The organism is Blautia sp. HCP3S3_C4, from assembly GCF_052064095.1.
GTDB lineage: Bacteria > Bacillota > Clostridia > Lachnospirales > Lachnospiraceae > Blautia_A.
This window is the reverse complement of the sequence record NZ_JBQHWF010000006.1, coordinates 162,711-177,070: the sequence shown is the minus strand read 5'-3', so window position 1 is coordinate 177,070 and position 14,360 is coordinate 162,711. Positions and strand designations below refer to the sequence as shown.

General features: G+C 35.2%; 13 protein-coding genes and 1 pseudogene. 1 reads left to right on the top strand and 13 read right to left on the bottom strand.

The features are described from left to right. The first annotated feature begins 190 nt into the window (after positions 1-190). The gene (locus ACTNC6_RS07870; RefSeq protein ID WP_441043785.1) at positions 191-919 is read left to right on the top strand and encodes a transposase; all 729 of its coding nucleotides are present in this window, start codon (positions 191-193) and stop codon (positions 917-919) included. Here the strand turns inward: ACTNC6_RS07870 and ACTNC6_RS07865 are convergent. The 13 genes and pseudogenes from ACTNC6_RS07865 to ACTNC6_RS07805 all read right to left on the bottom strand — a co-directional run bounded on the left by ACTNC6_RS07865 (position 912) and on the right by ACTNC6_RS07805 (position 14,242). Further along, on the bottom strand, positions 912-1,484 hold the full coding sequence (locus ACTNC6_RS07865) for an acyltransferase family protein (protein WP_441043783.1): 573 nt from the start codon (positions 1,482-1,484) through the stop codon (positions 912-914). The two genes, ACTNC6_RS07870 and ACTNC6_RS07865, sit on opposite strands and share 8 nt — an antisense overlap. A gap of 81 nt (positions 1,485-1,565) precedes the next feature. After that, the gene (locus tag ACTNC6_RS07860; protein WP_441043782.1) at positions 1,566-3,002 is read right to left on the bottom strand and encodes a flippase; all 1,437 of its coding nucleotides are present in this window, start codon (positions 3,000-3,002) and stop codon (positions 1,566-1,568) included. After that, a pseudogene (locus ACTNC6_RS07855) lies at positions 3,002-3,538 on the bottom strand (UDP-galactopyranose mutase); the annotation flags it as partial. The pseudogene ACTNC6_RS07855 and the gene ACTNC6_RS07860, both read right to left, overlap by 1 nt. A gap of 92 nt (positions 3,539-3,630) precedes the next feature. Next, the gene (locus ACTNC6_RS07850; protein WP_441043781.1) at positions 3,631-4,932 is read right to left on the bottom strand and encodes an O-antigen polymerase; all 1,302 of its coding nucleotides are present in this window, start codon (positions 4,930-4,932) and stop codon (positions 3,631-3,633) included. Between the two features lie 3 nt (positions 4,933-4,935). Next, on the bottom strand, positions 4,936-5,691 hold the full coding sequence (locus ACTNC6_RS07845; protein ID WP_441043780.1) for a DUF4422 domain-containing protein: 756 nt from the start codon (positions 5,689-5,691) through the stop codon (positions 4,936-4,938). A gap of 16 nt (positions 5,692-5,707) precedes the next feature. Further along, positions 5,708-6,820, bottom strand: coding sequence for a glycosyltransferase (locus ACTNC6_RS07840; protein ID WP_441043779.1), 1,113 nt, complete (start codon positions 6,818-6,820; stop codon positions 5,708-5,710). Then, positions 6,817-7,470 (bottom strand): HAD hydrolase-like protein, encoded by a 654-nt coding sequence (locus ACTNC6_RS07835; RefSeq protein ID WP_441043778.1) that lies wholly within the window; start codon positions 7,468-7,470, stop codon positions 6,817-6,819. Before ACTNC6_RS07835 ends, ACTNC6_RS07840 begins: the two co-directional genes overlap by 4 nt. Beyond that, entirely contained in the window at positions 7,470-8,684 is a 1,215-nt protein-coding gene (locus ACTNC6_RS07830) for a hypothetical protein (RefSeq protein ID WP_441043777.1), read from the bottom strand. The genes ACTNC6_RS07835 and ACTNC6_RS07830 overlap by 1 nt, the downstream gene beginning before the upstream one ends. Before the next feature lie 104 nt (positions 8,685-8,788). Beyond that, positions 8,789-9,607 (bottom strand): DUF4422 domain-containing protein, encoded by an 819-nt coding sequence (locus tag ACTNC6_RS07825; RefSeq protein ID WP_441043776.1) that lies wholly within the window; start codon positions 9,605-9,607, stop codon positions 8,789-8,791. Continuing rightward, positions 9,607-10,725, bottom strand: coding sequence for a UDP-galactopyranose mutase (glf, locus tag ACTNC6_RS07820; RefSeq protein WP_441043775.1), 1,119 nt, complete (start codon positions 10,723-10,725; stop codon positions 9,607-9,609). Before glf ends, ACTNC6_RS07825 begins: the two co-directional genes overlap by 1 nt. Positions 10,726-10,843: 118 nt before the next feature. Further along, positions 10,844-11,863: a UDP-glucose 4-epimerase GalE gene (gene galE, locus ACTNC6_RS07815; protein WP_441043774.1), complete on the bottom strand. Its 1,020-nt coding sequence runs from the start codon at positions 11,861-11,863 to the stop codon at positions 10,844-10,846. A gap of 147 nt (positions 11,864-12,010) precedes the next feature. Next, complete coding sequence (locus ACTNC6_RS07810) at positions 12,011-12,856, bottom strand: nucleotidyltransferase family protein (RefSeq protein ID WP_441043792.1); 846 nt, start codon at positions 12,854-12,856, stop codon at positions 12,011-12,013. Between the two features lie 354 nt (positions 12,857-13,210). After that, a complete protein-coding gene (locus ACTNC6_RS07805) occupies positions 13,211-14,242 on the bottom strand; it encodes a glycosyltransferase (protein ID WP_441043791.1) in 1,032 nt (343 codons plus the stop codon). Positions 14,243-14,360 lie beyond the last annotated feature (118 nt).

Below are 14,360 nucleotides of genomic sequence, written 5' to 3'. Positions count from 1 at the left end.
CTGCAAGAAAAACCGCAGAAATACGGGCTATTTTTACTTCTAATTCACCCAATTTTGTTCGAGGTAGAAAAATCGCTGGAAGCTAACAATTCCAGAAGACCAAGTTCCTAAAAGCAAGGAAATTGCCAGGGAACGGCAACATCAGCTGGCAGTAAAACAAAAAGAACAGGAAATAGAAGAAGCAAGACAGATGGCCTTGGCAGGATATCCCATTGAGAAGATTGCCACTCTAATGCATCATCCCTATAAAACCATACAAAATTATTTAAATCCTGATTTTTCAATTACGAATGGACACTATAATGTTCGAATTCCAGGGAAATTAGCTCCATATGAAAGGGAAGTAATAGAACTCAGAAGCAAAGGATTAACCTACCCTAAAATACATGATATTATTTGTAAAAAGGGATATACAGGCAGTGTAGCTTCGTTACGAATGTTTATGCAAAAAGAAAGAACACGAATGCATGAACAGAACGAAACAGAGAAGCCGCATTCTGAATATGTGCAAAGAAAATCCTTATGCCAGTTGGTTTATAAAAAACTCGAGGATATCGGTACAATCACAGCCAAACAGTATCAGGAAGTATTAAAAAAATATCCTTTATTAAGTGAGCTGTACGCATTAACCAAAGAGTTTTGTAATGTCCTATTTTCTAATAATCCTGCAAAATTAGATGAATGGATCAATGAAGCACTAAAATACGATATCCCTAAACTTCAAACATTTATAAATGGCATAAAAAAGGACTTAACTGCTGTAAAAAATGGAATCATATATTCGTATAATAATGGCTTAGCAGAAGGCAGTGTAAATAAAATCAAAGTTATAAAACGAATAATGTATGGGCGAAACAGTTTTGAATTATTGAAAGCGAAAGTGCTATTCGGAGAACTCTTTCACGTTAAATTCAACTAAGCACGGAAAGAACCTGGAAAACATAGGACACTAATTTGATACCAATCTTTCCGCTTCCCAGTGAAAGTGCAATAAGAAATAACAGAAGTATCGATTGTTTAACTCCACTATTTTTCAAGCACAAAAACCCAACTAAAAATATGACGAACAATGTCAAAAGATACCAAAGGTGTGTATTTCCCTGTATCAAGATTTGCCCTACAAATATATCCTTAATAAAGTTTGTACTTCCTTCAAAATATCCAGATAAGAACTTGATTGGTGTGGAGTACAATAATGTCACAACAATAAAAGGAATAAGTAAGTTTTTAGCCTTTTTATTCACTAGCTGTTTAAACGATGGATAGCGTCCTTTCATCAATGATTTTTCAAATAGAGCACCACTCAAAGCTATAAAAAGTGGCATATGAAAAATATAGATAAATTCTACAAGTTTACTTAACAGCTTAAATGCAATACTCGTATCGCTAAACAAGTACGAATAATCACATCCACCATAAGACGTACTAATCTTCAAATATGTACAATGCCCTATTACAACAAGAATTGTAGCAACAACTCTCAAAATGTCGTAAGTTCTGCTCTGCTCTTAATATTGTCCGCACTTCTATGTCTCCTTGTCAAGTATTTTTTGAAAATTTGCCCTTTATCTTTTTGAAAATTTTCCCTTTATCTTATCCACAGCTTCAAATAGCGTTTCATCCTTCATCACAAACAATAGCCCAACATAAATCAAGCCACCTACTGATACGCAGATAAATGTGTTGATTATGCTAGCAGGAAGGTACATAGCTAATAAATATGTAGGAACAAACATAATCAGAGAAGAAATAATATAATGCTTATTACTACTTATTATCTCTCCAAACTTAAAGTCTTTTCTTGTGAAATATACCTGCACTCCTGTAACACTAGTTTCCGCAATAACAGTAGCTATTGCTGCGCCAATAGATAGAAAGAACGGAATCAAAAGTAAATTCAGAGCGAAATTAACAACACATCCTGTTACTACAGATATTGTGTATTCTTTTTGTCTTCCAGTTGGTAGCAGAAACTGATTACCCATAAGGTTACTCAAAGCAATTATCACTAGAATTGGTGCAATAACCATCATATTTGGAATAACCTTATCATAACCAGATCCAAAAAACCATGGAACGATATTACAACTCACTGCCATCAAACCAAACATCATTGGAAAAGACATGAAGAACACGAATCTAAATGATTTAGAAAGGTAGCTCTTAACCTTTTCCATCTCATTCAACTTAAAGAGATTAGCAACCCTAGGCATCATTACTGTTCCAAGAGAGGTAACCAAAGCCATTACTATTCTAACGATCTTCTGTCCCTGCTCATAATACGCAACTTCTTCCTCTGAGCCTGTTAAAAAACCTATCATTGTTTTATCAAGTACGGTATATATTGATATTGCTATTTGAGGAAGGAAAAGAATAATTGTGGGTCTGATATGTTTCTTTATTTCAAGTTCTCTTACCTTTACCTTACCAACAAGCTTTGGTATGTATGCCCACATTGATAAGTTTCCAAGAAAAAGAGTAGCTGAGTGGCAAAAAACATACAACAATAAATCATCAGAGGATTTAACAAACAAGAATATAAGAGCTACACCAACAATCTTGATGATGAAGTTACGGACTACTATCTTCTTGAAATCTTCTATTCCCTGAAAGAACCAGGATATATCTACCATAGAGGCAAGTATATCAAGACACATAATAAAGAAAACAGATGCGTACTTTCCATGAGAGGCTAGAGTGAAATAGAAGACGGTTAAAGAAAAAGAAACCGTAACAATCCTTAGGATTACTAATTCCCAGAAAACCTTATCTCTTTTATCCTTCTCATGCTGTACATAAGCTATTTCTCTTTGGCCATATAAATTCAGTCCTATGCATCCAAGCAGAATAAAATACTGAACGATTGAGTTTGTATAGGAAAATGTACCGACCCCTTTTGCCCCTAAAACTCTGGAAACATATGGAGTAGTTATGAGTGGCACAATTAAAATCAATATCTGATATGAAAGATTATAAAGATAATTCTTTACTACTTTATTCATCAGAGCTCTTTTTCACACCTTTCCAACACGGAAGCAATTACAGCATCCATGTCATAGTATTTATATTCTCCAAGTCTTCCACCGAAGATAACCTTGTCTTCTTTGTCAGCCATCTCTTTATATTTCTTGTATAGTTCACCGTTCTTCTCATCATTGACTGGATAATATGGCTCATCTCCCGGTTTCCACTCGGAGCTATACTCTCTGCTTATTACAGTTTTAGGAAGATCATTTCCATTTTCATCCTTACCAAATTCAAACCACTTATGCTCTATGATACGAGTCCAAGGTGTATCTCTGTCCGTATAATTGACAGCAGCGTTACCTTGGAAATTCGGCTTATCCAACACTTCTGTTCCAAAGCGAACAGAACGGTACTCCAAATAACCTAAACAATAATCAAAATAAGCGTCAATCGGACCAGTATATACAACCTTCTTTGCAATACCATCCCATTTAGCCTTATCCTTCAAGTAATCCTCACCAAGTCTTACTTCGATACCCTCAAGAATGTTCTCGATCATTTTGGTATATCCACAGGGAAAGATATAGCCACTTAATTAATTTTCATTGTACTAGTTACAACCAATACAAGGTTACTGAAGAAAATCCAAAAAAATAGTTTACTTTAGTAGATTTTCTTTTTTGTTAGCAGCCGTGACCATAATACAACAAAAAACAATTCGTACATATGAAACACAGTAATATTTTCGCATATTTTATTTGAGAAGAAAGAAAATGCAATACATGTCAAAAAGTACACATAAAGTATTTGTGATATGGATATCACTGATTCACTCTTATTCGCTACATTATATAATAATTGCATTATAGATCCTATTATAATTAATAAAAGTGACATGCCAAAATAACCAAAATCCACAATAAGTGGTCCAAATATAGTGTACACATTTCCCATATTATGCCCATTTAAATATATAAACTTACTAAGATATGAATAGTTTGGAACTTCAATTCCAAAAAGTGGTAAGATTTTTTTTAAAAGCGCACCAAACGAAACTATTCCTGGTATCTCAGCTTGAGGAATTCCATTTTTTATAGCTGTATCTAAATTAGATATAGGGAACCCCAAATATACTGAAATATATTCATAAAAGGAAATATTCCATTGCTTTCCAGTAACAATGCCCATAAATAGAAAAACAAGAATCGCAACAATCAAAATGATTACCATTCTACGAACAAGTCTGGGATTAATTCTTTTAGTTTGTCTTCTTTTTCTATACAGGAAAATATATAACGTTATTAAAGCTATTATTACAAAAATTCCACCTCTAGAGCCCTGGCAAAAAGTAGAACATAAACTGGTTACAAAACACGAATAAAATAACAAACTGTTTTTTTTCTTGTCGATTATATTCTTTACAATAATGTATCCACAGACATATGCCTCCGCTTCTAATATTGCGCTCAACAATGTAGATATCGTGCCAACTCTCAAACCGATATTTCCAAACTTACTTACCTCTGCAAAAACACTCAATGCCCCTAGTATGCTTCCATTGTAATATGCATATTTTATGGTTAAGGAATACACTTCTCTAAGAATATAAATACACCCTAACAAATTAAAACCAAGCATTATGACCATATATCTTTTAGGTACAAAAATATTTTTTTCCCTTCTGGATGTATTGTTACCATAGGAACGTATTACTAACTTAATCCTCAAATTATATGTGAGCATTGCTCCCAAAAAAAATGCAAATACTCCTACACATATTACTGCAACCGTTTCCACTTCAATATTAATTCCGATAGAATAGACATTCGTCAACAAGTTTAAGGAAGCAATAATAAATACGATTGCAAGCACAACTGAAGGATTCAAAATATCTTTAAATACTAGATAAATTAAAAAAAACTCCATTATTAGGACAAAAACTAAAATGTAAATCATCAATCCCATATTTCAGTTCCTTCTAAAGGTTATTCTGTGATAGATTCTTCTCATTAACAGTTTCAACAATTCCCCTTTTTTTGCTTCAGTATTAACTACACAAACATTTCGTGTAGTTAAATGGTTCTTATTAATCCACACATTGAGCAGCCTTTCTGACAAAAATCCATATAATCGTTTTTGATAATCATTCAGCAAATTAATGTTAACATCTTTTTCTAATTGAAACAATATGTCAAAAAGCCATTCACAATATCTGTCAAATATATCTTTTTTGCAAAACATCATATTAAAAAGAACACTTCTATTATCAGAAAAAAATTCATTAAATGCATTTATGTACTCTGGATATTTTTGGCATATAATATCTTGTAATTTTTCAAAAATTTCAGGAGTACAACATTGGGTCAAAATTTCTTCTTTTGCGTTTTGTTTGAAATATTCAACATATGGTAAGACAATGTCAACTTTTTTAGCAATATCAAGTAAATACCTATATGAATATACGTCAGAAAAACTATTACTAAGATTTCTTTTTCCAAAATACCTTCTGTAATGAACCAACCCTTTATAATCATCGTCAGTATTCTTCCATATCCAATATAATCCTGTCAGTTCACAGAAATTGGGATTTTTATAAGAAATATTATCTCCTGTATTGTCCCTAATATAACCTAAGTCTTGCTTGCCTTCAGCACCAACCTGAAGTATCACATATCCATCTAAATTAGGATGATCAAATGTTTTATGCGCCGCTATATATATCACTTTACATTGCTCCTTTTCACTTATACATATTCAAGAAAGAATTAACTGTATCTTGGATACTAAATTTGTTTACTTTCAAATCAGTATAAGTATCTACTCTATTATACTTAGAATATTTTCTAATATACTCAACCCACCTATTTATATTGTTTTCTTCAATTGGTAAATACTCTACAGGACGAATCACCTTTGCTTCTCTCGTAATCTGATCAGAAAGCAATACCGGCAAACCAGCAGCTTGTGCTTCAACTCCTACTATCGGCAGTCCTTCAAAATGAGAAGGCAAGAGAAAAATATCCATCGCTTGAAAAAGCTCATTTACTTTTCCACTTGTCCCATAGAAAATAACATCGCCTTTCAGGCCATTTTTATTTACTAAATGTCGAACTTTCTCTTCGTCCGGGCCTTCTCCAACTAAAATCAATTTTGCATTTATGTTCAACTCACGAACACGTTTCATAACCTTAATCAAGTATGGATGATTTTTTTGATAAGCAAATCTTCCTACATGTCCCAAAAGCAATTCATTGTCAATTCCCAACTCTCTTCTGATTTTGGATCTTACCGCCGGATTATATCTAAATAAATCTAGATCAACTCCATTATTTATTATATCTATTTCATTCTTTCCGACATTAGAGAACATCCACTCAGCTGCCAAACTGGAACATGCCACAAATCTTGTTCCAAGATATTTTAAAAATCCCTTAGTTATTTTATGTAATATTCTCTTCAGGTCACGGTGATTTCCATCGACACCAGCTGCATGAGAATGTAAAATTATCTTCTTTGTACCAGCTCTCTTAGCTGCTAAACCCGGAGCTACCATTTTGTAAGCAACATCTGCATGAATATGAACATACTCATATTGTTCCCGATCCAAAAGATTTTTTAAATTCTTGTAGCATTCAATCTGTTTTCTCCATCGACTTCCTTCAAAGCCAATAAAAATCACATCTGACCCATATTTCTTCAGTTCGTCGATATTCGATGAGTTTTCGAATTTCTCAATTGCTCCAATATCAATTTTTATATTTCCTTTATTGTTAATAATCACATTCCTTACTAAAGAAAAAACACCTCCAGAATGCAAATCGTCAACATTAACCTCTAAAACTTTTTTTGTCATTTGTTTAGTATCCTCACAAAACGATTTTTTCTTCCAATTAAGTATGAATGTATCCCTGCTTTTCGTGCTCCAATGAAATCTGCTTTAATACTGTCTCCAATATGGAGTATCTTACGTGAATCCAGCTTTTTCTCTTCAATCACAATAGAAAACAATTTGCCAGATATCTTATTCACACCGTACTCGTTAGAAATATATATTTGTGAGTACCCCTTTATTTTGCATTTATCCAGCATACTTTTAATCACCGTCTGAGGCAGATACATATCAGAAATCAGTAAAATATCCTTTCTGTACTTGCTAGCATAATTAAGTACGTCAATCATATCTTTCTTTGGATAACATACTTCCATCTCTGTAGCAATTTCAGTGTCTTTTAACCTTTTTAGGAAAGGATTATATGTTTTGTCAAAGCACATATAAATTTCATCTAATGTAACTTCATGTGTTTCCTTAATACTTCGTGCCTTCTTCTCCGCATTTTTTCTATCATTCTTGAACATTTCTGCTTTATCATTACCAAGTATCTTTTGTCCTGTGATAAGGAAAACATCTGAAGGGTTATCTACGCTGCGCTCAATCAAAGTATCAAATATATCAAATGTAATAGTATTATTCTTTTTTATTAAATACTTCAATAAATATTTCATCATTTTCTCAACAAACAATATATTTTAAAGTATGGTAACGGTAACTTAAACACAGATTTCATAAATCCGGTTTTCCAAACACTATTACTTAAAGCATGAATTAACTCCTTAGGCTTATATCTAAACAATGACTTTTGCGAAATAAAATAAGCTTTTGTTCCGTCTGTGTTATAAAAGAACGAAAATAATTCTATCCCCCTCAAAGGAGGGTTCTTACCAAATTCCACCAAGGGCATTGCCCATTGCTTATCATCAATATAATTACCTATTTGGAGCATATTTTCTTTAACAAACACCAAGGCTCCCTCTTGCCACTTGCCAATGCAATCAATAAACTTTTGTTGATCCTCATATTCATATTTTGCAAGTACAGGAATAATTTTGTCTTCGTGTTCAACATATCCATATGTGGAACCTTCACAACTTTGAAACAGTTTCTCATATCCACCAAAGAAACATAGTAGGCTTTTTCGCAGATATAAATTAGTTTCATCATATATGTAGCCGGCTACAGTCCCCTTTATGGGAACATTCGGACAAATTCCGACATAAAACCCTTTTAACACTGTCTTTAAATTGTGTGCTTCAATGAATTGCTCCAAAAAATACTGCATGCTTCCATGCCAGCCAATATCAACAATTGCACATGTTCCATTCATCCCAATCTGCTCTATATATTTTAATAGAAGTTTATCCTGCTCTATGGAATTTATGTTTATATCATCTTTTAAAAAATCGTAGAGTTTAATTAACTCTTCGCTTGTTGCAAGTTTGTCGTATTCATAGTCCTGGAATAAATTCAATCCATATTTATTAGCAATTTCATTTCTTTGACATTCATCAAAGCCATAGTATTCCAAAAGCTTTCCTAGTGTTATGAATCTTTCCCATGTAAGATACTTAAGGCTATCTTTATATGAAGAGAATGTATGTAACAATGCCTGTCTAATACTTTTCCTGGAAAAATAAACATATTCACTATTTGACTTACTGTCAAATAAGTTATACGCCTTCTTCATCATATAGCCATCTCTGGAAAAGAAAAATATCTTATCACATCCGCTGTGATTAATCTCTTTATATAACCAATTAGTATAGCCATACAGAAATGGTCCAAAATACTCTAAGCCGAACATAAAGTACTTATCATTATTCTTATGTTTTGCAACAATTTCTACTATGGACTTCTTGATTTCGGAATTTACTTTATACATTAATTATCAAAAACTCCCTTCATACTATATTTCTAATTTACCCTTTACATCAAAAGCATCAATATAGCATATTTTTTTCAAATTCAGAAATCCAACATCTTTAATTAAAAACTTCCTTCATACTTTTGATTCAAAAACTTAGCCTTAAGGAAAGCTGTACCTTTCTTCCACCAATTGATTTTTTCCATATGTACACATGGAATTTCTTTGACTTCATTTTTTTTGATAATTCCACTAGTAATTTTTTGATCAAGCCATACATTAAAAATAATCTCTGAAATACGACCGTAAAACCTTCCTTGAAATGCACTAAGCTCTGTCATATCGATTCGCTTACCAAGTTCAAAAAGAATGTCAAACAGCCATGAACAATACTCGTCCATCAAGTTCTTCTCCATAATCATCATGTTAAACATGTAACCATATGTATGCTTGATTACTTTATCATACCTCTTCACATAAGCTGGATATTTCTCTACAATAATATTTCTTGTTTCATCTAACTGATTTGAGTAGTGTGTGTGTTTGTAATGACTGTAAAGAGACTCAATATAATACCTTCTTTTGTTTGGAACAAATACCTTGATTTTTCCCAAGTATGGCATTAATTCCTTATAAGTCAACACATCTTCAAAGTCAGCTTTATTCTTCAATGAAAAATGTCTTCTGTAATGTACAAGACCAATATAGTCTTCATTCAAGTTTTTCCACGCCCAATACAATCCAGTCAACTCACAAAATGATGAATTTAAAGCAGAAATATTATCTCCAGAATTGTCTTTTACATATCCCAAATCAAGAGGATTACCTGTATCATCTTTCTTTCCCTCTGCTCCAACGTGAAGTGGTATGTACATTGAGTCAGATGGCATTTGATATTTTTTATGAGTTGCAATAATAATCTTTGCCGTATAGTCCTTCATTACTTAAGCTCACTTTCCGCTATATGAAGAGCAGATGCGATAACAGCATCCATATCATAGTATTTATACTCTCCGAGACGACCACCAAAGATAATGTTTTTCTCTTTGTCTGCCAGTGCTCTATACTTTTTATAGAGCACACCATTCTTTTCATCGTTTACTGGATAGTAAGGTTCATCTCCAGGATTCCATTCGGAGCTATATTCACGGGAGATAATCGTCTTTGGCAAATCATTTCCGTATTCATCTTTACCGAATTCAAACCATTTATGTTCAATGATTCTAGTCCAAGGAGTCTCACAGTCTGTATAATTCACAGCTGCGTTACCTTGGAAGTTTGGTTTGTCAAGAATCTCATTTTCAAAGCGAACAGAGCGATACTCAAGATTTCCAAGAGAATAGTTGAAGTACGCATCAATGGCACCTGTGTAAACAACTTTTGTTGCCATGGCATCATATTCATGCTTTTTCTCCAGATAATCCTCGTTCAGTCTTACTTCGATGCCCTCTAGGATATTCTCAATCATCTTGGTATATCCACCAACCGGAATACCTTGATAAAGAGCATTGAAATAGTTGTTATCAAAAGTAAGACGAACCGGGAGTCGTTTAATGATAAAGGAAGGTAAATCTTTACAGTCACGTCCCCACTGCTTCTCAGTGTAGCCCTTAATCAACTTCTCATAGATATCTCTTCCTACCAACGAGATGGCCTGTTCTTCCAGATTATGTGGTTCACCCTTAATCTCTTTTCTCTGCTCTTCAATCTTTGCGGCAGCTTCTTCCGGTGTAACAACTCCCCACATTTTGTTAAAGGTATACATGTTGAAAGGCAGAGAGTAGAGTTCTCCTTTATAATTTGCAACCGGGGAATTGGTGAATCGGTTGAAGGTAGCGTATTGGGTAATGTAATCCCAAACCTTTTGGTTATTGGTATGGAAGATATGTGCTCCATATTTATGAACATTAATACCTTCCACTTTTTCTGTATATATATTCCCACCTACGTTATCTCGCTTGTCGATAACCAGGCATTTATATCCTTTATCTGTTGCCTCTCTGGCAAAAATGGATCCATATAAACCAGATCCTACTATTAAATAATCGTAATTTTCCATATCTTCAGTCCTCGTTTTCTTCTCTACTTCAATATCCATCAACCTCATTCCCCGCACAAAATCCTGTGTAGTGGATTTGTTGATAGGTATTGTGCTTGAGTGCTTTTTCCCCACTCTTTTATTTCTCATACCCCTTCGGGTTTTTACTCTGCCAATTCCATGTATCTCTGCACATATCTTCAAGGCTCTTTTCAGCTTTCCAGCCTAACAGCTTCCAGGCCTTATCAGCATTTGCATAAGATTCCGGTAAGTCACCAGGTCTTCTGTCACCATAGACATGTTTAATCTTGACACCTGTACTCTTCTCAAAACTCTCAACAATTTCTGTTACAGAGTATGGAGTACCAGTTCCCAGATTGATGATCTCAACACCCTTATGAGCTAATGCATATTCCACTGCTTTGACATGACCTTTTGCCAGATCAACAACATGGATATAATCTCTACGACATGTACCATCAGGTGTTGGATAATCATTTCCAAATATAGTTAACTGTTCTCTTCTGCCAACAGCTACCTGAGCTACATATGGCATCAGGTTATTTGGAATGCCCTGAGGATCTTCTCCAATCATTCCACTTTCATGAGCACCAATCGGATTAAAGTAGCGAAGCAGAACAAGAGAAAGGTTCTTATTTGCCACAGTAGCATCAGTGAGAATCTGCTCCATCATAGATTTGGTCCAACCATATGGATTGGTGCAGCTACCTTTCTTCATGTCCTCGTTATAAGGAACTGGATTTTCTTCACCGTACACAGTTGCGCTACTGCTGAAAATGATATTTTCCACTCCGGCTTCTTCCATGCACTCGAGAAGTGTTAGCGTTGTATCAATGTTATTTCTGTAGTAAAGAATAGGCTTTGCTACTGACTCACCAACAGCTTTCAATCCTGCAAAATGAATCACACAATCTATCTTGTTTTCATTAAAAATCGTTCTGATTATGGAGTGGTCTTTAACATCGCCTTCATAGAGCTTTACAGTCTTTCCTGTAATCTGCTCAACTCTTTTTATGCTTTCAGGACAGGAGTTGTAGAAGTTATCAACCACAACAACTTCATGCCCATTATATAAAAGTTCAACTGCAGTGTGAGAACCTATATACCCAGCTCCTCCAGCAAGTAAAACTGTCGCCATCTTTTTTCCTCTTTTCTTCCTCTACTTCAAAACCCATCAATCTCACATCCTACTATCCTTTAATACTTCTCCAGCTCCCTTCGGAGTGGTTTTATAGATTAGATGTTTGGTGGGTGATAGGTATTGTGCTTGAGTGGTTTTTTCTTATCAAAACTCTTCTGGATATAATCCTTCTTTAACCAATCTCTCAATACTCTCCCTAACAGCCGGACCATCTTCCTTATAGGTCATGCCGTACCAGGTATCATTGCTCTTAAGCACCTTCACATCTATTGCCTTCTTCTCAAGCAATTCTCCAATATAAGTTGGAATCAGGAATTCACCCTGACCGCCATTCTCAAAGAACTCTACAAAGCCTTTCTCAAGCAAATCCATGAACTCTGGTCTCAACCCCCACATATTCATGGAAACTAAACTTTCCATATCCAGTTCTGTGTCCTTGCCGATCCCCTTTGTTTCAACAACTTCCTTGAGCCAGCCATCTTCCTCAATACAGATGCCTCTGGTAACAGTACCGTTATCGGATAATGTATTCTTAAGAACGAATCCTGCCATGCAGCAGTCTCCACCGTTCTTCAAAAATTCAGCCAGCTTCACAAATCCTTCTTTTCCGTAGTAATCGTCAGCATTGATAACCACAAACGGTGAATTAATCGCCTTTCTAGCCGCCAATATTGCCTGTCCAGTGCCCCAAGGCTTAGTTCTATTTATTGTTTTTTCTTTGTACTTCTCAGGCACATCTTCTATTTCCTGAAATGCATATTCTATCTGAATTCCTTTGTTCTTCATTCTCTGACCAATAACTGCATCGAAATCCGCAAGGAGATCTTTTCTAATTACAAACACAACCTTGTTGAATCCGGCTTCCATCGCATCATAGATGGAATAATCCATAATGATATGTCCTCTAGCATCTACAGGCTCTAACTGTTTTATGCCGCCACCAAAGCGACTACCAATCCCGGCTGCCATAATTAACAATGTTAAATCCATTTCTTTCATATCCTCTCTGCCCATCTCTGGGCATTCTTCTTTTCTCTACTTTTCTTCTTTTCTCCCACATTTTTTAGATGTGGTTTTGTTTTCTTCTTTTCTTCTTCTCTTCCTCTACCCCATTCACCCAGTGTCCTATACCCTTATCTTTTCTCCCCTTTTAAACTTCCTATTTAAACCTATTCTTTCAGGGAGGGGTTTAGTGAAAATGGTTAGAAATAGTACATATAAGGTAGGGTGGAAAGAATGGTAAACCAACCAGTAATGTATGGCGAGCATACAAATATACAGTGTATAGCTGTCTTTAATGGTGCAGCGAGTGCTAAACCCTGCAGTATTGTGAGAATATCAAATCTACCAGACAAGTCTTCGCCAATGAAATGTAATCATTCCAACTGTCCTCGCTACCATAATGGGTATTTGCAAAACCATCTCTTCTATTGTTGTTAAAATCAGTTTTGGTATCCATTTCAAAAGGCTCCTCATATTTTTCTCTGTATCTATGTATGCTGCAAATATCGTCAGTCCGATTTGCACCAAAGCATATCCGACAAACGCCACCGAAAAAAAAGGAAACATATTCTTGTCTATCAGCAAAACCGTATAAATCACCCAAAATATCGGTCCAAGTAATTCAACCATAAGCTGATAGCACATTGTTACGAGTCCCAATAGTCCATAGCGTGGGTTGGCAATCAAATTATGGTGCTTGATGAGACAATCCATCAAGCCTCTTTGCCACCTGTCCCTTTGATGCAGTAATCTTTTGATGCTATGTGGCACTCCGGTATAACAGACAGCAGTTGGTTCATAAACAATCTGTTTCTTTGATTGCTGAAAGCCTTGCTTTTGCAATCGCAGAACTAGCTCCATATCTTCCCCAACAGTATCGATATCGTATCCATTCATTCCCAGAAGAGTGCTTTTGCGAAAGACCCCAAACGCCCCTGAAATCAGACACTGTGCGTTTAACCTGGCAAATATCCGCCTGGAAAGCTGAAATGCCTTCATATATTCACAGAACTGAATTGCTTCTAGCTGAGAAGAATCTTCTCTTTTGACGAGTAAGCGTCCACCGACAGCAACCACTTCATCATTACGGAAATGCTTTACCGCCTCAGAAAGAGCGTCTTCCTGTAAGACACAATCAGCATCAAGCACACAAATCAAATCATTTCTTGCATGCCTTATTCCTTCATTCAAGGCGTTTCCCTTTCCCTTTTTTCGGATATAAATCTCTCGCAGCAAAAAAACCGAATCCTGATAAAAGACATCTTTTTCAGCCACGTCTGTGCCCTGCGGAAGGTCTTGGATACCATTTCTGAGAATCAAAATCTCGCAATTCGGGCATTCCTGTCGCATAACAGATTCTATTGTTTCGTTTATGATTCTGAGTCCGGTTAAAGGAATCAGAATACTTACCGAAAAGCAGATTTATTTATCATCCTTATCTCCTCTGCTATAGTTTAACGACATTCCGGATCAAACAGTGGATAGGTTCTCC